Source organism: Croceicoccus naphthovorans (assembly GCF_001028705.1).
In the GTDB taxonomy this organism is placed as follows: Bacteria; Pseudomonadota; Alphaproteobacteria; order Sphingomonadales; family Sphingomonadaceae; genus Croceicoccus; species Croceicoccus naphthovorans.
Window position 1 is genome coordinate 2,140,903 of the sequence record NZ_CP011770.1, and the last position, 24,323, is coordinate 2,165,225.

Annotated in this window: 23 protein-coding genes and 1 pseudogene; 23 read left to right on the forward strand and 1 reads right to left on the reverse strand. The window is 65.0% G+C overall.

The window, feature by feature from the left end; all coding sequences use genetic code 11:
* The first annotated feature begins 302 nt into the window (after window positions 1-302).
* The 20 genes and pseudogenes from parA (at window position 303) to AB433_RS10915 (ending at window position 17,675) form a co-directional block, all read left to right on the forward strand.
* Complete coding sequence (gene parA, locus AB433_RS10820; RefSeq protein WP_047820994.1) at window positions 303-956, forward strand: ParA family partition ATPase; 654 nt, start codon at window positions 303-305, stop codon at window positions 954-956.
* Window positions 953-1,204: a hypothetical protein gene (locus AB433_RS10825; RefSeq protein WP_047820995.1), complete on the forward strand. Its 252-nt coding sequence runs from the start codon at window positions 953-955 to the stop codon at window positions 1,202-1,204. The genes parA and AB433_RS10825 overlap by 4 nt, the downstream gene beginning before the upstream one ends.
* Complete coding sequence (locus AB433_RS10830; protein WP_047820996.1) at window positions 1,201-1,722, forward strand: DUF2840 domain-containing protein; 522 nt, start codon at window positions 1,201-1,203, stop codon at window positions 1,720-1,722. Before AB433_RS10825 ends, AB433_RS10830 begins: the two co-directional genes overlap by 4 nt.
* Window positions 1,722-2,264 (forward strand): S26 family signal peptidase, encoded by a 543-nt coding sequence (locus tag AB433_RS10835; protein WP_218916940.1) that lies wholly within the window; start codon window positions 1,722-1,724, stop codon window positions 2,262-2,264. Before AB433_RS10830 ends, AB433_RS10835 begins: the two co-directional genes overlap by 1 nt.
* A 68-nt stretch (window positions 2,265-2,332) precedes the next feature.
* Window positions 2,333-2,680, forward strand: coding sequence for a DUF736 domain-containing protein (locus AB433_RS10840; protein ID WP_047823887.1), 348 nt, complete (start codon window positions 2,333-2,335; stop codon window positions 2,678-2,680).
* A gap of 69 nt (window positions 2,681-2,749) precedes the next feature.
* Window positions 2,750-3,463, forward strand: a complete 714-nt coding sequence (locus AB433_RS10845) for a lytic transglycosylase domain-containing protein (protein ID WP_047820998.1) — start codon at window positions 2,750-2,752, stop codon at window positions 3,461-3,463.
* A 243-nt stretch (window positions 3,464-3,706) separates the two neighbouring features.
* Entirely contained in the window at window positions 3,707-5,446 is a 1,740-nt protein-coding gene (locus AB433_RS10850; RefSeq protein WP_047820999.1) for a relaxase/mobilization nuclease domain-containing protein, read from the forward strand.
* Window positions 5,447-5,472: 26 nt separating this feature from the next.
* Window positions 5,473-7,464, forward strand: a complete 1,992-nt coding sequence (locus AB433_RS10855) for a conjugal transfer protein TraG (RefSeq protein ID WP_047821000.1) — start codon at window positions 5,473-5,475, stop codon at window positions 7,462-7,464.
* A gap of 4 nt (window positions 7,465-7,468) precedes the next feature.
* On the forward strand, window positions 7,469-7,918 hold the full coding sequence (locus AB433_RS10860) for a hypothetical protein (protein WP_047821001.1): 450 nt from the start codon (window positions 7,469-7,471) through the stop codon (window positions 7,916-7,918).
* A 168-nt stretch (window positions 7,919-8,086) separates the two neighbouring features.
* Window positions 8,087-9,070, forward strand: coding sequence for a P-type conjugative transfer ATPase TrbB (gene trbB / locus AB433_RS10865; RefSeq protein ID WP_047821002.1), 984 nt, complete (start codon window positions 8,087-8,089; stop codon window positions 9,068-9,070).
* On the forward strand, window positions 9,067-9,402 hold the full coding sequence (locus AB433_RS10870; protein ID WP_047821003.1) for a TrbC/VirB2 family type IV secretion system protein: 336 nt from the start codon (window positions 9,067-9,069) through the stop codon (window positions 9,400-9,402). Before trbB ends, AB433_RS10870 begins: the two co-directional genes overlap by 4 nt.
* Complete coding sequence (locus AB433_RS10875) at window positions 9,402-9,683, forward strand: VirB3 family type IV secretion system protein (RefSeq protein ID WP_047821004.1); 282 nt, start codon at window positions 9,402-9,404, stop codon at window positions 9,681-9,683. The genes AB433_RS10870 and AB433_RS10875 overlap by 1 nt, the downstream gene beginning before the upstream one ends.
* 14 nt (window positions 9,684-9,697) lie before the next feature.
* Window positions 9,698-12,148, forward strand: a pseudogene (gene trbE, locus AB433_RS10880) (conjugal transfer protein TrbE).
* Entirely contained in the window at window positions 12,148-12,933 is a 786-nt protein-coding gene (gene trbJ, locus AB433_RS10885) for a P-type conjugative transfer protein TrbJ (RefSeq protein ID WP_218916941.1), read from the forward strand. Before trbE ends, trbJ begins: the two are co-directional and overlap by 1 nt.
* Before the next feature lie 10 nt (window positions 12,934-12,943).
* The gene (gene trbK-alt, locus AB433_RS10890; RefSeq protein ID WP_047821005.1) at window positions 12,944-13,228 is read left to right on the forward strand and encodes a putative entry exclusion protein TrbK-alt; all 285 of its coding nucleotides are present in this window, start codon (window positions 12,944-12,946) and stop codon (window positions 13,226-13,228) included.
* 3 nt (window positions 13,229-13,231) lie between these two features.
* On the forward strand, window positions 13,232-14,590 hold the full coding sequence (gene trbL / locus AB433_RS10895; protein WP_047821006.1) for a P-type conjugative transfer protein TrbL: 1,359 nt from the start codon (window positions 13,232-13,234) through the stop codon (window positions 14,588-14,590).
* Window positions 14,587-15,276: a conjugal transfer protein TrbF gene (trbF, locus tag AB433_RS10900; protein ID WP_047821007.1), complete on the forward strand. Its 690-nt coding sequence runs from the start codon at window positions 14,587-14,589 to the stop codon at window positions 15,274-15,276. The genes trbL and trbF overlap by 4 nt, the downstream gene beginning before the upstream one ends.
* Entirely contained in the window at window positions 15,273-16,253 is a 981-nt protein-coding gene (gene trbG / locus AB433_RS10905) for a P-type conjugative transfer protein TrbG (RefSeq protein ID WP_047821008.1), read from the forward strand. The genes trbF and trbG overlap by 4 nt, the downstream gene beginning before the upstream one ends.
* Window positions 16,254-16,321: 68 nt before the next feature.
* Window positions 16,322-17,434 (forward strand): TraB/TrbI/VirB10 family type IV secretion system protein, encoded by a 1,113-nt coding sequence (locus tag AB433_RS10910; RefSeq protein WP_218916966.1) that lies wholly within the window; start codon window positions 16,322-16,324, stop codon window positions 17,432-17,434.
* Between the two features lies 1 nt (window position 17,435).
* Window positions 17,436-17,675 carry a DUF2274 domain-containing protein gene (locus tag AB433_RS10915; RefSeq protein ID WP_047821010.1) on the forward strand — a complete coding sequence of 80 codons (240 nt, stop codon included), beginning with the start codon at window positions 17,436-17,438 and terminating at the stop codon, window positions 17,673-17,675.
* On the opposite strand, the gene AB433_RS10920 is transcribed toward AB433_RS10915, so the two are convergent.
* Window positions 17,670-18,563, reverse strand: a complete 894-nt coding sequence (locus AB433_RS10920) for a LysR family transcriptional regulator (RefSeq protein WP_047821011.1) — start codon at window positions 18,561-18,563, stop codon at window positions 17,670-17,672. The two genes, AB433_RS10915 and AB433_RS10920, sit on opposite strands and share 6 nt — an antisense overlap.
* Before the next feature lie 232 nt (window positions 18,564-18,795).
* Between AB433_RS10920 and AB433_RS10925 the strand changes: the two genes are divergently transcribed.
* The 3 genes from AB433_RS10925 to AB433_RS10935 are packed head-to-tail and all read left to right on the forward strand — an operon-like array spanning window position 18,796 to window position 24,154.
* Window positions 18,796-19,347, forward strand: a complete 552-nt coding sequence (locus AB433_RS10925) for a hypothetical protein (RefSeq protein WP_218916942.1) — start codon at window positions 18,796-18,798, stop codon at window positions 19,345-19,347.
* A complete protein-coding gene (locus tag AB433_RS10930) occupies window positions 19,344-21,149 on the forward strand; it encodes a phospholipase D family protein (protein WP_047821012.1) in 1,806 nt (601 codons plus the stop codon). Before AB433_RS10925 ends, AB433_RS10930 begins: the two co-directional genes overlap by 4 nt.
* On the forward strand, window positions 21,146-24,154 hold the full coding sequence (locus tag AB433_RS10935; RefSeq protein ID WP_047821013.1) for a helicase: 3,009 nt from the start codon (window positions 21,146-21,148) through the stop codon (window positions 24,152-24,154). Before AB433_RS10930 ends, AB433_RS10935 begins: the two co-directional genes overlap by 4 nt.
* Window positions 24,155-24,323: the final 169 nt, after the last annotated feature.

The window sequence follows — 24,323 nt, forward strand, 5'->3', positions numbered from 1 at the left end:
TCGGGAACCCGACCTATCGTGCCATCGGGAACCCGAGGCTCGTGCCATCAGGAACCCAAGCCGGCCTTAACGTCTGGAAATCGTGGGCGGATTCGCGCCCTTAACTTAGAGTCTAACCAAGAATCTAACTTTGAAGAGCGCGCGCGCGATGTGGAAAACCTCATCCGCACCGCCGCAGCGAGCCTCCGCGCCGCCGGCAAATCACCGCGCAAGGGTGCTCCAGCCGCTCAGACGGGCCGGAAAGAGAGCGAACCGGCTTCCCCCGATCAGCTTCCGCTCCTCGATCGGCCTGGAGGTGCGCGATGATCGTCGCGTTCCTCAACCAGAAAGGCGGTGTCGGCAAGACGACGCTGGCGCTCAACCTCGCGGGCGAACTCGCTGGGCGCGGTCAGCGCGTCACCCTGATCGATGCGGACCCACAGGGATCGGCCCTCGACTGGTCTGAGCAGCGCAGCCATGAGGGCCTGCCGCGCCGGTTCGGCGTCGTCGGCCTGGCGCGCGACACGCTCCACCGCGAAGCGCCGGCGCTGGCCCGCGATGTCGACCACGTCGTCATCGACGGCCCGCCGCGTGTCGCAGCGCTCATGCGCTCGGCGCTGCTCGCCGCCGACCTCGTGCTGATCCCGGTGCAGCCGTCGCCGCTCGACGGCTGGGCATCGGCCGAGATGCTGGCGCTGCTCCGCGAAGCCCGCGTCTATCGCCCGGAACTGGTCGCCCGCTTCGTGCTCAATCGTTGCGGTGCGCGCACCATCCTGGCCCGCGAGACAGCCGAGACCCTGGCCGATCACGATCCACCGTTGCTCGCCACCACCATCGGCCAACGTGTCGCCTTCGCCGCCGCCGCGCAGACCGGCCGCCTGGTCGCCGAACTCGCCGATGCGACATCGGCCGCGCGCGAGATCGCGGCCTTCGCCGATGAACTCCTGCGTCTGCGGATCGACGGGGGCGCACAATGAACGAACGATCCCCCCGTCGTGGCTTCGCCTCGCGCCCCGCCGATCCCGACCAATGGATCAAGGCTGCGGACAACGCACCACGCGCCGCTGACGTTGCCGCGTTCACCGCCAGGCTCACCATCGATGTGACCCCCGAACTGCGCGGCCGGATCAAGATCGCCGCGTTCGGGCGCGGCGTCACCGTCGCCGACATGCTGCGTGAGCTGCTCGCGCGTGAATTCCCCTCGACACCAGGAGACCCTACATGACCGGCACTGCGGCTCCCCGCATGCGCGGCGGCCCGCTGCCGTCAGCGCCCCCCCATGGCAGCATGACCCACGTCGAACTGACGTGGATCGAGAAGAAGATCGAATACTGGATCAGGTTCGGCCGTGAGGCGCATGAACAGATCCTCGACCGCCGCCGGCGTGTCGTCTCCTTCCGTCCGGACACCGTATTCGCGTTCGTGCGATGGGCGGCCAACGATTTCGGCACGATCATCTCGCGCATCGACATCGTGCGCGCGGTCGAGCCCGGAGAGCCCTACCAGACGCTGCCCTTTGTCCGGCCGGGCGGTGAAATCCTGCTCAGGATCGACGGATGGCCGAAGGTCGAAGACGTGCTGCGCCACGTCGATGCCATTGAAGCGATCGGCATCGAGGCGGACGCCGTTTCGCCGGAACACTGGCGGCACGTCCACAACCGGATGGCGGCTGGACATCAGCCCCGCGCCTATACGCTCGACCAGCATCGCGCCTTCCTCCTGCGCCGGAGGACACAGTCGTGATGCGCGCCGGTCTCTTCCTCGTCGTGGCTCTCGCGACCACGGGCATCAGCTATCCGGCGCTCACCCCGATGCCGATCAAGCTCCTGTGGAACGCATCGGCCAGCGCCCCCATCGGCTTCTACACGATCGACATCGACGGCCCGTTCGACGTCACCGATCTCGTTGCCGTCGATGCGCCCGAGCCGCTCGCGACCTTCATGGCCGAACGCGGCTATCTTCCCAAAGGCGTCCCGCTGCTGAAGCGCATTCTCGGCGTTTCCGGGCAGACCGTTTGCCGCTCGAACCTCTCCGTCACGATCGACGGCGTCGAGATGGGCGATGCGCTGCCGCGTGATCGCGCCGGGCGCGACCTGCCGGTCTGGCAGGGCTGCCGCCGTATCCCGACCGGCGAAGTCTTCCTCATGAACTGGCAGGTCCGCGACAGCCTGGACGGTCGCTATTTCGGCCTGACATCCACTGACCAGATCATCGGCCGCGCCGTCCCCCTGTGGACCGACGAGGACGGAACGGGCCGCTTCGAATGGCGCGCACCGACGCGATGAACACCTCGCCATCGGCGGGGGCGGCGCCCACCGATGGCTTTCCCAACGCTGCCGCAAAGGAAGTCATCATGCCTCAGATTGGTCAATTCACGCGCCAGGACACGGGCTTCGCCGGCAAGCTGGAGACGTTCACGCTCTTCCGCGACGTCGTCATCGTGCCGGCAGAGCCCTCCGATGCCGTGAACGCGCCGGATTACCGCGTTCACGCCAGCGACGATGGCAAAGCCGAAGCCGGTCCGGAAATCGGCGCGGGCTGGAAACGCACCGGCGAGCGCGCGGGCGAATACGTTGCCGTACTGATCGACGACCCTGCGCTGTCGCAGCCAATCCGCGCCAATCTGTTCCGCGACGATGACGCCGGGAACGCCTGGTCGCTGCATTGGTCGCGCCCGCGCGACCGCGCCGTGAAAGACTGACCGATGTCCGGTCCCCGTCCAACGATGAGCCATCGTGATGCGCGCGGGCGGCATCACGCCGTCCGGAGCATGGCCTTCCTTCTCCTTTCCGGCCTGGCCCTCGCAGCAGGCGCAACGGACACCGCTCTTGCCCAGTCCGCGTCGGCTGCGCGCACGGTCGCTGGCGATCCACACGCCACCTTCGTCACCGAAGCCTCGCAGCGCTTCGGCATTCCCGAACACTGGATCGTCGCCGTCAAACGCGCCGAAAGCGCCGGCGATGTGCGCGCCATATCGTCGGCCGGCGCGCTGGGGCTGATGCAGGTCATGCCCGATACCTGGGCCGCGCTTCGCATTCGCTATGGGCTCGGGCGTGACCCCTACGACCCGCGCGACAACATCCTCGCAGGCGCTGCTTACCTGCGCGAAATGTTCGACCGCTATCGCACGATCCCCGCAATGCTCGGCGCCTACAATGCGGGGCCTGGCCGCTACGACGAATACGTCCAGACCGGCCGCGCCCTGCCCGCCGAAACTCGGGCCTACATCGCGCTGCTGGCTCCGCAGCTAGGCGCACCATCGCCGTCGAGCGCGCCATCGGTTGCGCCGCCACCGCCGCCGGATTGGCGGGAAGCGCCGCTCTTCGTCGTGCGTTCCGCCGACGCTCGTTCGGCAACATCGACATCGGAAAGCGCGCGGTCGAACGACAGCCGCTCCTCCGTCGCGGCGCGCGTTCCCGATACCGCCGAAGACTCGAACGCCCCTATCGTGGTCGCTCGCTCTGACGGTGGAGCGCCCCGATGAGCTGCGGAAGTATCCTTCGCACTCTGTCGCATTCCGGCGTGACATGGAGGGCACAAGGGGGAGAGGCAGGCACAACAACCGCACGATGGCAGGATAAAAGGCCGCACATTGCGCGTCGGTCGGGCGGTTGTATTTGCAGGATATTTTGGCGCGCTCCGCACATTGCCGTGCTCATCGGCAATGTGCGCCTGACGCCCACCTATCTGTATCAGCGCGATTTTTCGCACATTGCGGGCTCGCGTCATGGCCGATGACCACGAGTTTCGTGTTCGCCCTGGGCGCATCCGATCGACCCGCGCGCAGTCAGCTCGGCCCTTCATCGCGCAGGCGCTGGCGGCGGCGAAGAAGGCGGGCGGCGGCGTCTCGCGCTCCGGGCGCGTCTTTGCCGCCAATCGCTCGAGCTTCGGCCGCGGCCAGCGCGCCAGCATCCAGGCGAACCGCCTCATCACCGCGCGCACGCGCGGCGCAGTCATCAAGGCCCGCGTCGTGCGGCACTCCGGCCGCACCGCGCCGCTCGGCACGCATCTCGACTATCTCCGCCGCGACGGCGTGACCCGTGATGGAGAAAAGGCCCGGCTGTTTGGGCCGGGAACGGAGGAAGCTGATGGCCGCGCCTTCGCCGGGCGATGCGAGGATGATCGCCACCATTTCCGCTTCATCGTTTCACCGGACGACGCCGTGGAGATGTCGGACCTCAAGTCCTTCACCCGCGATCTTGTCGGCCAGATGGAAAAGGATCTGGACACGCGGCTCGATTGGGTCGCGGTCGATCACTGGAACACCGAGCATCCTCACGTCCATCTGATCGTGCGCGGTGTCCGCGACGACGGCCAGGACCTCGTGATCTCGCGCGACTACATCAAGGAGGGCATGCGCGATCGCGCGCGTGACCTCATCACACAGGAGCTTGGCCCGCGCACGGATCTCGATATTCGCCGCACGCTCGAACGCCAGATCGGGGCGGAGCGCTGGACGCAGCTTGATCGGCAACTTTTCCGCGACGCTGGAAAGACCGGCGTCATCGATGTTGCTCCGGAGGTCGGCCGCCAGCCCGACGCCTACGCCGTCGAGAAGGTGGGCCGCCTGCGCAAACTCGCAGCCCTCGGCCTCGCCAGTGAAATCGGACCTGGCCAATGGATGATCGACGATCAGGCTGAGGTGACGCTGCGCCAGCTCGGCGAACGCGGCGACATCATCAAACGCATGCACCGCGCACTCACCGAACGCGGTATCGACCGCGGCTCGGGCAACTACGTACTGGCTGGGGAAAGCCTCGATGCGCCGGTCATCGGCCGTCTGGTCGAACGCGGCCTCGATGACGAGCTGAAGGGAACGGCCTACGCCGTGGTCGACGGCGTCGATGGCCGGACCCATCATATTCGTCTGCCGCATCTCGACGCGGCCGGCGATAGCGCGCCGGGATCGATCGTCGAGTTGCGCACTTTCGAGGATGCGCGGGGCGAGCGCCGCGCCGCGCTCGCCGTCCGCTCCGATCTCGATCTCCAGCATCAGGTGAACGCCTCTGGCGCGACCTGGCTCGACCGGCAATCCATCGCCCGCGAACCCGTCGCCATGTCCGAGGGCGGCTTCGGCGCCGAGGTGCGGCAGGCGATGCAGCAACGCGTGAACCATCTGGTCGGCGAAGGTCTCGCCGAGCGGCAGGGCCGGCGTGTGATCTTCAACCGCAACCTGATCGATACCCTTCGACGCCGCGAGGTGGGCGCCGTTGCCGACCGGCTCGCGAAGGAAACAGGCCAGCCGTTCAAAGCGGCCGGTAGTGGCGAATATGTCGCCGGCACCTATCGCCAGCGCATGACGCTCGCATCCGGCCGCTTCGCGATGATCGATGACGGCCTCGGCTTCCAGCTCGTGCCCTGGTCGCCGTCCCTCGAGAGCCAGCTCGGCAAGCACGTCTCCGGGGTCGCCCGCGGCGACGGGGGTGTTGACTGGAGCTTCGGCCGCAAGCGGGGACTCGGCCTCTAATCACCTAAGAAGAAAGGACCGCAGCAATGTCCGCGACCAAAATCCTGTGGGGCCAGATCGCCGTCGTCTTCCTCATCGTGCTGCTCACCACCTGGGCGGCGACGCAATATGTCGCATGGAGTCTCGGCTTTCAGGCGCAGTTGGGCTCGCCCTGGTTCGTCCTTCTGGGTGTGCCGATCTACTATCCACCAGCCTTCTTCTGGTGGTGGTATTTCTATGACGCCTACGCGCCGGAGGTCTTCGCCAAGGGCGGGATGATCTCGGCGTCGGGCGGCTTCATCGCCATCGCCGTCGCCATCGGCATGTCGGTCTGGCGCGCCCGCGAAGCAAAAAGCGCAGCGACCTACGGCTCCGCCCGCTGGGCCGAAAAGGACGAGGTGAAAGCTGCGGGCCTGCTCAGTCCCGACGGTGTCGTGCTCGGCCGCTATGATCGCGACTATCTCCGTCACGACGGCCCCGAACATGTGCTTTGCTTCGCCCCGACCCGATCGGGCAAGGGCGTCGGCCTGGTTGTGCCGTCCCTGTTGACCTGGCCGGGCTCGGCCATCGTCCACGACATCAAAGGCGAAAACTGGCAGCTCACCGCCGGTTTTCGCGCCCGGCATGGCCGCGTTCTGCTGTTCGACCCGACCAACCCCAAATCGTCGGCCTACAATCCGCTGCTCGAGGTGCGCCGCGGCGAATGGGAAGTCCGCGACGTCCAGAACATCGCCGACATCCTGGTCGATCCCGAAGGCTCGCTCGAAAAGCGGAACCATTGGGAGAAGACCAGTCATGCCCTGCTGGTCGGCGCCATCCTGCATGTCCTCTACGCCGAAGACGACAAGACATTGGCCGGCGTCGCCGCTTTCCTGTCCGATCCAAAGCGCCCGATCGAGTCGACGCTTGCCGCAATGATGAAGACCAGCCACCTCGGCGAGGCAGGGCCGCACCCCGTCATCGCCAGCGCAGCGCGCGAACTACTCAACAAATCGGACAACGAACGCTCGGGCGTGCTCTCCACCGCCATGTCGTTTCTCGGCCTCTACCGCGATCCTGTCGTGGCCGAGGTGACGCGGCGCTGCGACTGGCGGATCAGCGACATGGTGGGCGGCAAGCTCCCGACCACGCTCTACCTCGTCGTGCCGCCGTCCGACATCAACCGCACCAAGCCGCTGATACGCCTGATCCTCAATCAGGTCGGCCGCCGTCTCACTGAGGATCTGCAAGCAAAGGCCGGGCGGCATCGCCTGCTGCTCATGCTCGACGAGTTTCCCGCCCTCGGCCGCCTCGATTTCTTCGAGTCCGCGCTGGCCTTCATGGCGGGCTACGGCCTCAAGAGCTTTCTGATCGCTCAATCGCTGAACCAGATCGAGAAGGCTTACGGTCCGAACAATTCGATCCTCGACAACTGCCATGTGCGCGTTTCCTTTGCGACGAACGACGAAAGGACCGCGAAGCGGGTCAGCGACGCGCTCGGAACCGCGACCGAGATGAAGGCGATGAAGAACTACGCCGGGCATCGGCTCTCGCCCTGGCTCGGCCATTTGATGGTCTCGCGCTCGGAGACTGCGCGACAGCTCCTGACACCAGGCGAGATCATGCAGCTCCCGCCGACCGACGAGATCGTCATGGTCGCCGGGACACCGCCGATCCGGGCGAAGAAGGCGCGCTACTATGAAGATGCCCGCTTCAAGGAACGCATCATGTCACCACCCGGGCTGGCGCGGCCTGCTGAAGGTCGGCCCGACGATTGGAGCAAGCTGCCGATCCCCGCGCGCCCGGAGACGGCCGAAAACGCTGCACCAATGACGAGCGGTGACGATGAAGAGGATTCCACCGAGTCCGAGCGTCGGCATCAGCCCGAACTCAACCGGGTGAACCCCATCGAAAAGAAGGCGCCGATCGATAATGAGTTTGAGATCGATTTGCCTGACGACACAGAGGACGCAGCCGCGCGCAACCAGCGGCTGACCCGCGTCATGCGCGGCGTTGCTCGCCAGGTCTCGCTCGATCCCAATGACGGCATGGAGTTGTAGCACCATGCCCGGACGCAAGAAGAAGGTGCCGATTTCCGTATATCTCGACCCCGCCATCATGGCGACACTATCGAACTATGCAGGCCGACGCGAACAACCGCTCTCCCTGATCGCAGAGGCCGCCATCGCGTCCTTCCTGTCGCCAGACGACGCGGAGCGGCGTGAAGCCGTGGTCGCCAAACGCCTCGACCAGATCGATCGCCGTCTCAACCGCATGGAGCGCGACATCGGGATCTCCGTCGAGACCATGGCCGTATTCATCCGGTTCTGGCTCAACACGACGCCGGCGCTCCCCGAGCCCGCAGCCCAGGCAGCGCGCGCCATGGTCGGGAAGCGCTACGAGGCGTTCATCGCGGCCCTTGGACGGCGCTTGGCCCAGGGACCGAAACTTCGGCAGGAGATCGTTGAAGATGTCGGCGAGTCGCCGTCCAGCCCGACAGAGAGCGATCCATAGGCTTCAGCGCGCGTGGATCAATAGCATCGCCCAACCGCCGTTCTCCTGTATTTGCACGCCACGCTACTACGACGACCGATACTTGTTGAATCAGCCTGATTCACGGCTCTTTTAATCACCCCGATCCGGGGACCGTCGTTTTCAGCCCCGTCAGAAAGCGGGGCCGAAATGACCACAACCAGCCAGAAGCCGGAGGCGTTCGCGCGCGGTGCGCGCATGCTTCGCACCGCGCTCGGCTCGACCATCACCCATTTTCTCGAAGACCCGGCCGTGGTCGAAATCATGCTGAACCCGGACGGTCGTCTCTGGGTAGATCGCCTCTCCGAAGGGCTGGCCGATACGGGTGAGACGCTGTCGCCTGCCGATGGCGAGCGCATCGTGCGGCTGGTCGCTCACCATGTCGGCGTCGAGGTGCATCCGCGCAGCCCGCGAGTCTCCGCCGAGCTTCCTGAGACGGGAGAGCGGTTCGAGGGCTTGCTGCCGCCCGTTGTCGCCGCACCGGCCTTCGCCATCCGCAAGCCCGCCGTCGCGATCTTCACGCTCGACGATTATGTGGCCGCCGGAATCATGTTCGCTGACCAGGCGGCGACGCTACGCGCAGCCGTGATGGCGCGCGCCAATATCCTTGTCGCGGGCGGCACTTCCACTGGCAAAACCACGCTGACCAATGCGCTTCTGGCCGAGGTCGCCAAGACGGCGGATCGCGTCGTCATCATCGAGGATACCCGCGAGCTTCAGTGCGCCGCGCCCAATCTTGTCGCCATGCGGACCAAGGATGGAGTGGCCACGCTCTCGGAGCTGGTTCGCTCTTCGCTACGCCTGCGCCCCGATCGCATTCCAATCGGCGAGGTGCGCGGCTCTGAAGCTCTCGATCTCCTGAAAGCATGGGGAACCGGCCACCCCGGCGGCATCGGCACGATCCACGCCGGGAGCGGCATCGGCGCGCTGCGCCGCCTTGAACAACTCATCCAGGAGGCCGTCGTCACGGTCCCGCGCGCCCTGATCGCCGAGACCATCGATCTTGTTGCCGTCCTTTCCGGTCGCGGCTCCGCGCGTCGGCTCGCCGAACTCGCCCGCGTCGATGGGCTCAGCCCGGACGGTGACTACGCCATCACCCCCGCAACCCTTGACCGCACAGGAGCGCCATCATGATCTGCACCAACACCATGCGCGTTCGCCGCTATGCCGCGACGGCCGCCGCCTTCACCTACATCAATTTCGTCCTCGTTCCCGCCGCCCATGCTTCCGGCTCGTCCATGCCGTGGGAAGCACCTCTCCAGAAGATTCTCGAATCCATCGAAGGGCCGGTCGCCAAGATCGTCGCCGTCATCATCATTATCGCCACCGGCCTGGCGCTGGCGTTCGGTGACACATCCGGCGGCTTCCGCAAGCTGATCCAAATCGTCTTCGGTCTCAGCATCGCGTTTGCGGCGTCGAGCTTCTTCCTGTCGTTCTTCTCGTTCGGCGGCGGGGCGCTCGTCTGATGGCGGCGGCATTCGAACAACTCGACGCGGTGCCGGGTTTCACCGTCCCGGTTCACCGGGCGCTGACCGAGCACATTCTGCTCGGCGGCGCACCGCGCGCGCTCGCCATCCTGAACGGCACGCTGGCCGGAGCCGTGGGCCTTGGCCTGCGCCTCTGGCTCGTCGGTCTGCTGATCTGGGCCGTTGGCCATATCGCAGCCGTGTGGGCTGCAAAGCGCGATCCGCTCTTCGTCGAGGTCGGCCGCCGCCACCTGCGCATCCCCGCTCATCTGTCCGTCTGAGGAGGCGTATCGTCATGATGAATCTTGCCGAATATCGCCGCACCGCAACCCGCCTCGCTGACTATCTGCCCTAGGTCGCGCTCGTCGCCGATGGTGTCGTGCTCAACAAGGATGGCAGCTTTCAGCGCACGGCCCGTTTCCGCGGCCCTGATCTGGACTCCGCGGTCGCTGCCGAACTGGTCGCCGTCGCCGGGCGGCTCAACAACGCTTTCCGCCGTCTCGGATCGGGTTGGGCCATCTTCGTCGAGGCGCAGCGGCACGAGGCGTCGATCTATCCGGCAGACCTGTTTCCCGACGCAGCCGCAGCGCTCCTCGATGCCGAGCGCAAAGCCGATTTCGAGGAAGCCGGCGCGCATTACGTCTCCGGCTACTATCTCACCATCACCTATCTGCCGCCGGCCGAGGACGCCGCGCGCACCGAAGCCTGGCTCTATGAGGGCCGCGAACGCGCAGGCATCGATCCGAAGGAAATCCTGAACACCTTTGTCGACCGCACCGATCGCGTGCTGGCGCTGCTCGACGGCTTTATGCCGGAATGCCAGTGGCTCGATAGCAGCGAGACGCTGACCTATCTCCATTCGACCGTCTCGACCAAACGGCACCGCGTCCGTGTGCCCGAAACGCCGGTCTATCTCGACGCGCTGCTCGCCGACCAACCGCTCACCGGCGGCTTGGAGCCGCGTCTCGGAACGGCGCATCTGCGCGTTCTCACCATTGTCGGTTTCCCGACCGCAACCACACCCGGCATCCTCGACGATCTCAATCGGCTCGCCTTTCCTTATCGCTGGTCGACGCGCGCCATCCTGCTCGACAAGACCGACGCGACCAAGCTGCTGACCAAAATCCGCCGCCAATGGTTCGCCAAGCGCAAAAGCATCGCCGCGATCCTGAAAGAGGTGCTGACCAACGAGGCCTCGGCGCTGGTCGATACCGACGCCTCGAACAAAGCGGCGGACGCCGATCTCGCCCTCCAAGAACTCGGCGCTGACTACGCCGGCCAATCCTATGTCACCGCGACGATCACGGTATGGGACAACGATCCCCGAATTGCCGACGAGAAGCTTCGCCTCGCCGAGAAAGTCATCCAGGGCCGCGACTTCACGGCCATGACTGAAACGATCAATGCCGTCGATGCCTGGCTGGGCTCATTGCCGGGACATGTTTACGCCAACGTGCGCCAGCCCCCGATCTCGACGCTGAATCTCGCCCACTTGATCCCGCTCTCGGCGGTGTGGGCGGGGCCGGAACGGGACGAGCATTTCGGAGCGCCCCCCTTGCTGTTCGGCAAGACCGAGGGCTCGACCCCGTTCCGGTTTTCTCTTCATGTCGGCGATGTCGGTCACACGCTCGTCGTCGGTCCGACCGGCGCCGGCAAATCGGTGCTTCTCGCCGTCATGGCCTTGCAGTTCCGGCGCTACGCCGGTGCCCAGGTCTTCGCCTTCGACTTCGGCGGTTCGATCCGCGCCGCCGCGCTCGCCATGGGCGGTGATTGGCACGATCTCGGCGGCGATCTCACCGAGGGCGTGGACTCCTCGGTCGCGCTGCAACCGCTCGCGCGCATTCACGACACGCCCGAACGCGCCTGGGCGGCCGACTGGATCGTCGCCATCCTGATCCGCGAAGGCATCGCGATCACCCCCGAGGTGAAGGAGCACCTTTGGTCGGCGCTGACCTCACTGGCATCGGCGCCGGTCGAGGAGCGCACGATCACCGGCCTCACGGTGTTGCTCCAATCGAACGACCTGAAGCAGGCGCTGCGACCGTACTGCGTGGGCGGCCCCTATGGGCGGCTACTCGACGCCTAGGCCGAACATCTCGGCTCGGCATCGGTGCAGGCGTTCGAGATCGAGGGACTGGTCGGGACTGGCGCGGCACCCGCCGTCCTCGCCTATCTCTTCCATCGCATCGGCGACCGTCTCGACGGCTCGCCAACGCTGCTCATCATCGACGAGGGCTGGCTCGCACTCGATGACGATGCCTTCTCCGGGCAATTGCGCGAGTGGCTGAAGACGCTGCGCAAGAAGAACGCCAGCGTCATCTTCGCCACGCAGTCGCTGTCCGACATCGACAACAGCAACATCGCCCCGGCCATCATCGAGAGCTGCCCGACAAGGCTCCTCCTGCCGAACGAACGCGCGATCGAGCCGCAGATCACGGAGATCTATCGGCGCTTCGGTCTCAACGACCGCCAGATCGAAATCCTCGCACGGGCCACGCCCAAGCGCGACTATTACTGCCAGTCGCGGCGCGGCAATCGCCTGTTCGAGCTGGGCCTTTCCGAAGTCGGCCTCGCGCTCGCCGCCACCTCCTCCAAGACCGACCAGTCCGAGATCGCGCGCACCGTCGCCGAGCATGGGCGCGAGGGCTTTCTCGCGGCCTGGCTGCGCCTGCGCGGCGCCGAGTGGGCCGCAGACCTCATCCCTGACCTCGCGAACCTCACCCCTCAGCAGTCCGAGAAGGAGTAATGACCATGAATACGCTTCGTTCACGCCCGCGCGCGCTGTCGCTCGCGGCCTTCATCCTGGCGATACCGCTCGCCGCATCGCCGGTGCTGACCGCGCCAGCGCACGCGCAATTCGGTTTCGGCGGTATCGTCTATGACCCTACCAACTACGCCCAGAACGTCCTGACGGCGGCGCGCTCCCTCGAGCAGATCAACAACCAGATCCGCTCGCTTCAGAACGAGTCGCAGAGCCTCATCAACCAGGCCAAGAATCTGGCGAACCTGCCGTACTCGGCGCTCCAGCAGATTCAGCAGAACGTCCAGCGCACCCAGCAGCTCCTCGGCCAGGCGCAGAACATCGCCTTCGACGTCCAGAACGTCGATCGGATGTTCCAGCAGCAATATGGCAGCGTCTCACTGTCGTCATCGGACGCCAAGCTCATCACCGACGCTCGCTCGCGCTGGCAGAACACCGTCGGCGGTTTGCATGACGCCATGCGCATTCAGGCCGGCGTCGTCGGCAATATCGACAGCAATCGCACGCAGATGTCGAACCTCGTCAGCCAGAGTCAAGGCGCGCAGGGTGCGTTGCAGGCGACACAGGCCGGCAATCAGCTTCTCGCGCTGCAATCGCAGCAGCTCTCCGACCTGATCGCGCTGATCTCCGCCAACGGCCGGGCCACGGCGCTGACTGACGCGGAGCGCGCGGCGGCGGCCGATCAAGGCCGGGAGCAGCGCCGCCGCTTCCTCACGCCGGGCGCGGGCTATCAGCCCGGCAACGCGCAGATGTTCGGCAACGGCAACTGAGGTCGCGGCCATGGACGGCAAGATGCTGGCCCGGCTGGGCGCCATCGTTTTCGTATCGTTCGCCATCACGGCGACGGCGATCGAGATGACCCGAAAGGACGCGGCCCCTGAAACGGAGCGCGTCCACGCTGTCGAACCCAAGCGCGATGCGCTCCGCGAAGGGCAGCGCCGGTGCCAGCAGCTTAGCCAGGCAGCGGCGAGCGATACCGACTGCATGCGTATCTGGGCCGAGAGCCGCGATCGCTTCCTCGGCCGCCCCCCGGCGCCTGCCGTCCCGACAACAGAAGGACGGTGAACCATGGGCGGCGCAGGTGTCATCGACAATTTCCTCGGGGTCTTCACCTCCTACATCAACAGCGGGTTCGGACTGCTCGGCGGCGAGGTCGCGTTCATCGCCACAACGCTGATCGTCATCGATGTGACGCTTGCCGCCCTGTTCTGGAGCTGGGGCGCGGAAGACGACATCATCGCCCGGCTGGTGAAAAAGACGCTCTTCGTCGGCGTCTTCGCCTATCTGATCGGCAACTGGAACAATCTCGCCAAGATCGTCTTCGACTCGTTCGCGAGCCTCGGCCTCAAGGCTTCCGGCACCAGCTTCACCGCACAGGATCTGATGCGACCCGGCAAGGTCGCGCAGACCGGGCTCGACGCCGCGCGCCCCTTGCTCGAATCCATCTCCGACCTGATGGGCTGGATCGCGTTCTTCGAGAACTTCATCCAGATCGCCTGCCTGCTGTTCGCCTGGGCGTTGGTGCTGCTCGCCTTCTTCATCCTCGCGATCCAGCTATTCGTTACCCTGATCGAATTCAAGCTGACGACGCTGGCCGGCTTCGTCCTCATCCCGTTCGGCCTGTTCGGCAAAACCGCCTTCATGGCCGACCGCGTGCTGGGCAATGTCGTCTCTTCCGGCATCAAAGTGCTGGTGCTTGCCGTCATCATCGGCATCGGCTCAACGCTGTTCAGCCAATTTACGGCCGGCTTCGGCGGCGCAACGCCCACCATCGACGACGCCATGGCGATTGTCCTTGCCGCGCTATCGCTGCTCGGGCTCGGCATCTTCGGCCCCGGCATTGCTGCGGGTCTTGTCAGCGGCGGACCACAACTCGGCGCCGGTGCGGCGGTTGGCACCGGGCTTGCCGTCGGTGGCGCAGCACTCGCAGCTGGTGGCGCGGCAGGCCTTGCCATGAAGGGAGGAGCGGCTGCGATGTCCGGCGGCGCTGCCGCCGTGCGAGGCGGGGCAGCAGCGGCAGGCGGAGCCGCCGCTGCCTACAGCGTCGGCTCGCTCGGCCAGTCCGGCGCTGCCGGTGTCGCCTCTGGTCTCGGCGGTGTCGCCCGCGCGGCCGGAGCAGCCACCGTGTCACCCCTGAAACGCGCGACGGCGCGCGCCGCCGACGGCGTCAAGTCCAGCTTCTCCGAAGGTGCGAAGGCGGGCTTCGGGGCGACGGGCTCCTCGACAATGAGCACGATACCCGGCTCAGGCTCCGCAGGCGAAGCCGCCGCCGCAGCGCCCCGCGACGGTCCGCCCGACTGGGCCAAGCGCATGAAGCGCCATCAGTCCCTCAGCCACGGAGCCACCCTCGCAGCGCATGCCGTCAAATCCGGCGACAGCCATGGCGGCGGCTCTTCCGTCAACCTCTCCGAAAGTAACCGCTCATGAGCCTCTTCAAACGACCCGCCGCCCACTATGGGAAATCGCCCGAACCCGAAACACCCTATCAGCGCGCCGCGCAGGTCTGGGACGATCGCATCGGTTCGGCCCGCGTCCAGTCCAGGAACTGGCGCATCATGGCATTCGGCTCGCTGTTCCTGTCGGCCGGCTTCGCCGCCGCGCTGGTCTGGCAGTCGGCGCGCGGCACCGTCGTTCCCTGGGTGGTGCAGGTCGATCGACTCGGCCAGGCGCAGTCCGTTGCACCGGCGTCGGCCGACTACCGGCCGACCGATCCGCAGGTGGCTTGGCATCTTGCCCGCTTCATCGAGCAGGTCAGGAGCATCCCGGCCGATCCGATCATCGTGCGCCAGAACTGGCTGCGCGCCTATGACTGGACCACGGATCGCGGCGCCGGCGCGCTCAACGACTATGCCCGCACCAACGATCCTTTCACCAAGGTCGGCAAACAGCAGATCGCCGTCGAGGTTTCGAGCGTGATCCGTGCATCGGCGGATTCCTTCCGCGTGGCCTGGACCGAGAAGCGCTACGAAAATGGCCAGCTCGCGGGCACAGAGCGATGGACCGCCATCCTCACCATCGTCATCCAGACACCGCGCGACGCAGACCGGCTGCGCGCCAATCCGCTCGGCATCTACGTCAACGCCATCAACTGGTCGCGGGAGATGTCCCAATGAGCACGTCTCTGCGCATGTCCGGCTCTCCGGCTCTCCGTAAATCCGCTTTGGCGATGATGCTGCTCTCGGCAACGATGCTGGCGGGCTGCGCGACCTTCAAACCACCCACCATCAGTTACGACAGTGACGTGCCGCCGCTCCCAGCCGTGCCGGCACCAGTCACGGAACAGCCGCCGCGTCCGCTGCACACGCCTCCTGCCTGGACGGTCGCGCATGGTGGAACCGCCGCGAATACGCCGAGCGGCCGCGTGGAAAGCGCCAATGCTGCGGCGCGTGTCGAACCGCGACGCGAGGGCTATTATAACGCCATCCAGATCTATCCCTGGAGCGAAGGCGCGCTTTACCAAGTCTATGCCGCGCCCGGCCAGATCACCAACATCGCGCTCGAGCCGGGCGAAAGCCTGACCGGCGCAGGTCCAATCGCCGCCGGTGACACCGCCCGCTGGATCATCGGTGATACCGAAAGCGGTTCCGGCCTCTCGCGGCGCGTCCACATCCTCGTCAAACCGACGCGCCCCGACATCACCACGAACCTTGTCATCACGACCGACCGCCGCATCTACATGCTTGAGCTGAGGGCGGAGGCGAAACCCTATATGCCGGCCGTTGCCTGGGCTTATCCCGCACCACCGGCATCGCAACGCGGGACGGTCCCTGCGACGCCTATCCTTCCCGCTGCCGGCGCGCGTCACTACCGCTACGGCCTCACCGGCGACACGCCGCCCTGGCGGCCGGTCGCCGTCTATGACGACGGCAGGCGTGTGTATGTCGAATTTCCACGCGGCATCGCTCAAGGCGAGATGCCGCCGATCTTCGTCCTCGGCACCGACGGCGAGCCGCAGCTCGTCAACAGCCGCATCTACCAAAACATCCTGATCGTAGACCGCATCTTCGGAGCCGCCGAACTGCGCCTCGGCAGCGGCAAGCAACAGCAGACCGTCAGGATCGTGCGAACCGATGGGAAACCTGCATCATGAACGACACCGACCACGACAATGCCGAACCGCTGGACCAATCGACGCCCGTCGTCGATACGTCATCATCCATGCGTCTGCGGGCGGAACCTCCGCGTGTCACCCGGCTGTCCCGCAAAGTGCTCGCCGGCGTCGCCGCGGTTGCCCTCGTCGGTATCGGCGGCTCTCTCATCTACGCGCTCCAGACCCGCGATCCCGGCAAGAGCGCCGACGAACTCTATTCGACCGACAACCGCACCACGGCCGACGGCCTAGCCGGCCTGCCACGCGATTACACCGGCCCGGTCCTCGGCCCGGCGCTGCCTGGAGACCTCGGCCGCCCAATCGTCAGCGCGCAAAATCAGGGGCATCCTGTCGTGCCGCCCGCCATGGCGGCGCCGGGGCCTGATCCCGAGGAACAACGTCGCCTCGCCGAGTTGGAGGCCGCACGCACCAGCCGCGTGTTTTTCCAGGCCGGTCCGGCCGCAACGTCGGCGACCGCTGGCCCGAATGTCCCAGGATTTGCCGGCGTGGGAGCTGGCACACAACCTGGTGCCGAGACGGCTCAAGATCGACAACTCGCGTTCCTCAATGCTCCCGTCGACCGCCGCACCATTGCGGCCGACCGCATCATGGCGCCAGCATCGCCCTATGTTCTCCAGGCGGGCGCGGTCATCTCTGCCGCCCTCATCACCGGCATCCGCTCCGATCTGCCTGGACAAATCACCGCGCAGGTGACGGAGAACATCTACGATAGCCCGACCGGCCGCATCCTCGTCATCCCACAGGGCACGCGGATCATCGGCCAATACGACAATAGCGTCCAATACGGGCAGAGCCGCGTGCTTCTCGTCTGGAACAGGCTCATTCTCCCGAACGGCCGGTCCATTGTGCTCGAACGACAACCCGGAGCCGATACCCACGGCTATGCCGGTCTGGAAGACGGCGTCGATTACCATTGGTGGGATCTCGCCAAAGCGGCGGGGCTCTCGACGCTTCTGTCAGTCGGGTCCGAGCTTGCCATCGATGATCAGGACCGGCTCCTGCGCGCCATCCGCAATGGCGGTCAGGACACGATCAATGATGCTGGCCAGCAGATCGTTCGGCGCCAGCTCAACGTCGCGCCGACACTGACGATCCGGCCCGGCTTCCCTGTCCGCGTGATCGTCACCCGCGACCTCGTCCTCGAACCTTACGGAGGCTGACATGACGAAATTGAAGCTCGGCCCGATCACCGAGGAAAAGCCGGTGAAGGCGACGCTGGAACTGCCCGCTTCGCTTCACCGGGATCTCGCGGCATATGCCGAGTTGCTGGGAAGGCAGACCGGCCAGCCCGTGCGCGATCCCGTCCAGTTGATTGTACCGATGCTGGAGCGCTTCATCGCCACCGATCGCGGGTTCGCCAAGGCCCGGCGCGCGAAGCCTGCGGGCGATGTCAGTTCATAAATCCAAGCCCTGACGACGCGCCATCGTCTTCGCCATGCTGACAAAGCGCCTGAGCGCCGGATTGTCGTTCTTTGGCGACCACACGCCGTTGAAGGGAAGGACTTCGCCGATAATCGGCCGATAGCAGATGCCCGGCACATGGGCTGCTGTCGCCGCCTCGCTCATAACTGTAAGCCCGCTGCCGATCGCGACGAGCGTCAACAGATTGTCGCGCCCGACAAACTGCGCCTGAATCTTCGGGTGATGGCCGAGATCGGCGACCCGCTGGACCAGATAGTCATGGACTTCCTGGCCCGGCGGTACATCGCTGACGATGAAGGTCTCGTGCGCCAGATCATGCCACCTCACCTCCTCCTTCCGGGCAAGGGCGTGTGCTTCCGGCAGCACCACGAAAACACGTTCCGACCAGAGGTAGGTGGTCTCGCATCGGGGCCACTCCAATGTCCCCGTCAGAAAGGCGATGTCCAACCGGAACTGCCGGATCGCGGCGACATGCTCCGCGGGATTGCCATCGGCAACCTCGACATGCACGCCGGGATGCTCTGCGGCGAACGTCCGGAGAAGATCTTGCAGGAACCCCGAGGCCAGGGACGAGAAGATGCCCACACGCAATTGACCTTCCGTGCCGCGCCCCACCGCGTCCACGATCTCCGCGCCTTCATTGATGTATCGAAGAACCTTTTGGGCTTTCGACAAAAGGCGCTGTCCGGCAACGGTCAGGCATACACCGCCGCTGTGACGGTGAAACAGTGCCGAGCCGAGCCCGTCTTCCATGTCGCGTATCCGGCGGCTGATCGTGGACTCCTGGACGCCCAACGCTACGCCCGCCTTGCGGAAACTCCCATGCTCGGAAGCCGCCACGAAATACCGCAGATGTCGAAAATTCATACTCACACCTGGAAATCGTCCGGGGAGCCCCCTTATCCCGAATGCCTGACAAAGACGCTGCGAGGCTTGTCAAAGCGATTTCCCAGCGTGGCGACAAAGTTCGTCGGCGCTCCCCGGCCATACCAGAGAGCGCCGACCGGCTATCACTCTACGGATTTCGCCGGAGCAGATCTATCTCGCAACCAAGCTGCGCGCCGTTCGCTCGCCGACGGATCCGGGCGAGCCATCGCTGTTGTCGAAGCTGGTCGGAAAGCCGCTCGGCGAGGCGGATCACTGCTGGGACAGCGAAATTCTCGCACTTGCCGGTAAGGAGGCCGCCATGCTGAAGCGGGCCGGCCAGGCGGCGGCGCTGTCCGCGATTGGCAGGGCAATTTATGCGGCTCAGGTCGAGACACTCAAGGAAACACGCGACAAGCGACCACAGCCAAATTTGCACCGCGCCGCGCTGAAAGACGCAGTCGAGCAATGGGGAGGGATTGCCGCCCGGCTGGATATGGACCTGTTTCTCGCCGAAATCGGGCACCTCCCGCCTGCGGTTGAGGGCGTGTTGCAAGAAACTTCGGCCTGGGTTCGGGCAAATAGCAAGGATCCGATGCCGCTGCTCGACGTGTATGCGCGGGCGGAGGTCAGCAGGAAGGATGATCGCGCGCGTCTCGCCAGCAACCAGTTCGGCGTGGATCGGCGCATGGAATGGCAAGGCGAGCGCCATGGTCGCGCCGAGCCGCTCCATTATCGCTGGGGGAACGTGAAACGGCTCCTGCGTGATCTGGAAGCTGTCGCATGAGCGATCGGCAAGCTTGGCACGGCCAACCCTACCTCGACGAACTGCGGCCCGGGCGATTGGAGACGGTCAAGCTCGCGTTGTTCGCGACCTACTCGGTCGACCTGTCTGCGGTCGCTGCGGCGTTGCTCGCCCTGATCGGTCGTAACAATGACAAGGGCAGTGGAACGGCCGTCGATTTTGCCGAAGCGATCGACAGGCTGCGCGATCACGTCAAGATCATCATCCAGCGCGGGCGGATCGCGCGCCCGGTCGCTCTCCCCCGGATCGCGGGCATCCTCGATCAGTTCATCGTTGAGCGACCCCACGATGAATACGAGCGTAGCTGGCATCCGAAGATTGCTTTGGTTGCCTATAACTGCCCCAAAGGGGAAACCCGCTGGAAGCTCTGGATTGGCAGCCGGAACCTCACGCGATCACAGGATCTCGACGCCGGCGTTTTGCTGGACGGCAGCGAAAAGCGCGCGAAGGGGCGGGTTCGGCTCCCTGGCGTCGGTGCTCTCGGGAGCACTCTCGCACGCTGCGCATCGCGCGAGGATGCCGATGACATCTCGGAGCAACTGGAGGCGATCTGGTGGGATGCGCCGGACGGTTTTCGCCTACGCGGCCTCCTCAATGGGCTGGATGAAGGTGTTCCCTTGCCAGCGGAGCCGCCATCCCGGGCGGTCGATGGCATAACGATCATCAGCCCATTCCTGTCGCCCGACTTCCTGAAAAAGGCAGGCAACTGGGGGGCTGCGGGATCCAGAACGCTGATTTCGTCGATGCCGGCTCTTGCCGATATGGCCGGCCGGTCCAGGACCTCGCTGACCGGTTTCTCGAAGATCCTGGCCTATGCGGCGCCGGACGTGCTCGCTGACGAGTCCACGCTCGCTCTGCCCGGCACCGAACCTGTGGCCGAAGATGATGTGGAGCCGGCGCCCCTTGCTCTCCATGCGAAAATCTTCTGCTTCCACTCGGGTGAAAAGACCATCTTGAGGGTCGGGAGCGCCAATGCGACCGAAAGGGCATGGTCGGGACGCAACTCGGAAATCATGGTCGAACTCGAAGCGGGCGAGGCGTTCGCTTCCGGCCTGGCGTTCCTCGTCGGTAAGGCCACGCCCGTCACCATAGAGGAACTCGCCGCCACAGATATGCGCAGCACAAGTACGGCCGATGCTCTGGAAGAGTCACGCAAGGCGCTCATGGCCTCCTGGAACCCGCTTCTGCGCCGCGACGGAGAATGCTTCTCGATCGATGCGCAGGCGGTTCCTTCGCTTGCCTACCCGGACCATGTGCTGCACGCCGGATCTGCAAATGGCGACCTGCTGCCTTGGCTGCCCGATGCCGCCCGCCTCAATCTTGGGTCGATCCCCTTGTCACTTCAGTCTGCCTTCATTCAGGTGCGGATAAGCGGCCCAGACGGCAATTTGCGATGGATGCAGCGCGTCACCGTCGATCCGCCTCTCGAAGCGCAGCGGGATCTAGCCGCCCTGGCCAGCCACATGGGGCTCCGCGCATTCCATGACTGGATGCGGGCGATGCTTGGCGGCGACACGCTTCCGGTCGGTGGCGGTGCATGGGATGAAGATGTCGGATCGCGGGGCAACCGTCCCCAAGGCCTGGGTTATGACCGCCTTACATTGGAGGATATTCTCACGGCTTGGGCACGCGATCGCAAAGCCTTCGGCCGGGTCGATCGCCATTTTGCGCCCTATGTGGATGCGCTGCTCGCCCACGGCGAAAATCTGAGCGAAGCGGAGCGAGCTGACTTGAACGAACTCGCTCAGATCTGGGCCATCGCGCGCTCCCGGCTTGTCTCATGAGCGCAAGATCGAAACCCTTCCAGGCCGCAACGGTAAAGGCTGCAACTGCCGCTCTGTCGGGAGGCAACGCACTGCGCCGATTCCTTGTCGCGGACGAAGTCGGCCTCGGGAAGACCGTCGTCGCCCGAGATACGCTTGCGGCACTGGCGAGCAAAGCGCGCAAGTTCACGGTCTATTATATTACGAGCGGGCTCAAAGTCGCGGACCAGAATAAGGTCGAACTGCTGCGCTTCCTCGAGAAGGACGATGCCAAGGACGCACTCTCCATCATCGACCGCGTCGGTCTCATTCCGTTCGAGGAAAAGCGCAAGGGAAAGCTGCGGCTCTACGCCTTTACACCCACCACATCATTCTCCAGCTCGCAGCGCCTCTACGGCGGCAAGGCTGTCGAGCGCGCGTTCGTCAAGCTCCTGTTGGACGAACTATACCCCGGCCTGACCGCAGCCTTTCCTGAAGGCTATATCGAATATGGCGCAACGTCCGGCTGGCCATGGGCGTGCGAGGAAGCTCAGGGCAAGTTCGACAATGTCTCCGCCCTTTTCAAGGCGGCCTATGGCCGAGCGTTACGCGCGGAATTTGGCAAGCCGGCCCGCGAAAACATTCTGCACGCGATCGTGACCAGCAAACATGGTCAGAGCTTGGGCCGGATGCGGAAGGCGCTCGCTCAAGCCGCTCTGGATTCCGCCCCGCCCGATCTCGTAATTTTCGACGAGTTCCAATGCTATCGCGAACTGCTCAATGCAGGCGCCGATAATCCCCTGGCGCGGCAACTGCTGGCGGGAACAGATGGCGGGACGCCGCCGCCGATCCTCCTCCTGTCCGCCACGCCCTACCGTTTCTATGCCGAGCGCTGGGAAAGCGGCGCTGGGGCTGCCCCCCATGTCGAATTTTTCGAGATTATCGAGTTTCTGGGCGGGCCGGCTGTACGCGCCGAGGCCGAATCCCAATTTCGTCGTTTTGGCGATCTGTTGCATTTGATCGGCCACCTGCCTCCCGATGGCCGCACGGCGGCGATCGAAGAGGCGCAAGCGCTCAAGCACCATCTTGAGGCGCTTCTCACACCGCTCATGTCGCGGACCGAGCGTCCGGTTTCCGACCATGCCGGAGAGCCTGCGCCGCCGTCCGTAAGGATCGAGCCCCACGATCTCGACGTCTATCGCCATTTCACCGACCATGTGTCGCCCAAGCTCGCAGGCAGCGCGATCGCCTACTGGCTGTCAGTGCCACTCCCTGCGCAAGCGTTGGGGGACCGATACCAGATTTCTCGCGACATAGATTTTCCGGCCACGCGCAGCGTCCCCCGGCTCGGAGTCACCAATTGCTTCAAGCCGCCCAAAGAGGGTTGGGGAAGCGCCAAGCTCCGTGCCCTCAACGGCCTTGTGCCAACGGAGGCCCTTGCCCTGCCGTGGGTGTTGCCGTCGCTGACTTGGTGGACGCCTTCCGGCCCATGGGCAAAGGTGACGCAATCGCCCAAGATGCTGATCTTCAGCCGATTCAGGGCCACACCGCAAAGCCTGGCAGCCCTTGTCAGCCTTGAGGTCGAGCGCAAATGCGTGGCGAAAAGCAATCTTCCCTACGCTGCCGCGTGGAAGAAACGCCACCTGAACCCGAAGCCGAACCAAGGCCCGACGCTCGCCCTGTTTCACCCGAGCCCTTTCCTGATCCGCGCTGTCGATCCCCTAGATGTGAAGGGCAAGGCTGCGATCAAGCAGATCAGGGCCAGGGCGCGGCAGCAGATTATTCAGGCGCTGCCCCCGTCCATCGCGCCGGAGGCTCCGAATGCGCGAAGCAACCGACGACGCAAACCGGCGTGGGCGATCCTCGCGGCCATTGAGCGCGCGCAAAAGGCGCCGCTGGCTCGGGAGTTCGCGGCGGTCCAGAAGAACTGGGGTCGGGTCGCCCCGAAGGATGCAACACTTCAAACCTTGCTCAAGCAGCGCCAAGAGGCCGAGGCGATCACCTGGCTAAGCCGGTGGGAGCTGGACGCTCTGGTGGATATGGCTCTCGGCGCCCCTGGCGTCGTGACGGGCCGAGCACTCTATCGCCACCTTCCTGAGCTTTTCGATTACCAGGAGCAGCATTTCGCGCGCCTTGTGCGCTTCTGCTGGACGCGGCTGCGCACCTATCTGGATCGCCCCGTTTTCTGGTCGATCTTGCCCGGCGAGGACGCCACGCAGAAATATCAGAATGCGTGCGTTGATGGCTGCCTGGAAGCCGTCCTCGACGAACATTTCTGGCTGCGCAAATCCAAGGTCAATCCTGATGGACTGATCGAGGATCTGTCGGCGGCGCTTGCAGCGAACGTCGGCACTTTCGGGTTCAAGGGCGCGAAGAAAAAGGACAAGATCCGTATCCGCTGTCACGCTGCGGTGCCGTTTGGAGGCACCGAGACAGAGACTCATCGGCAGGATCATGATGTCAATGAACCGCCACCGGCGCGCTCTGAGGAAATCCGCAGCGCGTTCAATACGCCGTTCTGGCCCCATGTCCTGGCAACGACCTCTGTCGGACAGGAAGGTCTCGACTTCCATAGCTGGTGCGACCGGCTGGGCCACTGGGATCTTTGTTCCAGCCCGGTTGACCTGGAGCAACGCGAAGGTCGCGTCCAGCGCTTCGGCGGACTGACTGTCCGACAACCGCTCGCCCGAAAACTAGGCGAACAAGCGTTGGCGCAGGCACGCGGCCAAGCATCGTCGCCGTGGGACATCATCGCACGCGACGCCGACAAGGCGTTCGCGGACGACAAAACCGGCCTCAGCCCCTGGTGGGCGATGGAAGGTGCGGAACTGAAGCGACATTTGTTCGCGCTCCCCCAAAGTCGCGATATTGATCGATTCGCAAAGTTGAGGACGCAGAGGCTGCTCTATCGCCTCGCTTTGGGGCAGCCGGACCAGGAGGATCTTGTCGATCTCCTGACCCATCACGACGTGGAAACGACGCGGTCGCTGAAAGCATTGACCCTCGATCTTTCGGCATTCTCACGACAGAAACACCGCGATGAATAGCGGGCGTGCCGGCCGGCGCGTCCGGCACACCCGTCCTGTTCATGCGGGGCAACAAGCTACCCCTCATGCGGCTGGCTATATGTGGACCAGCCTAGTGGGCTTCATGCGGGTTCGCCGCCATTCCCACCACCATGCTTGATCCGCCCCACGGTGCGGCTTCTCCCATGGT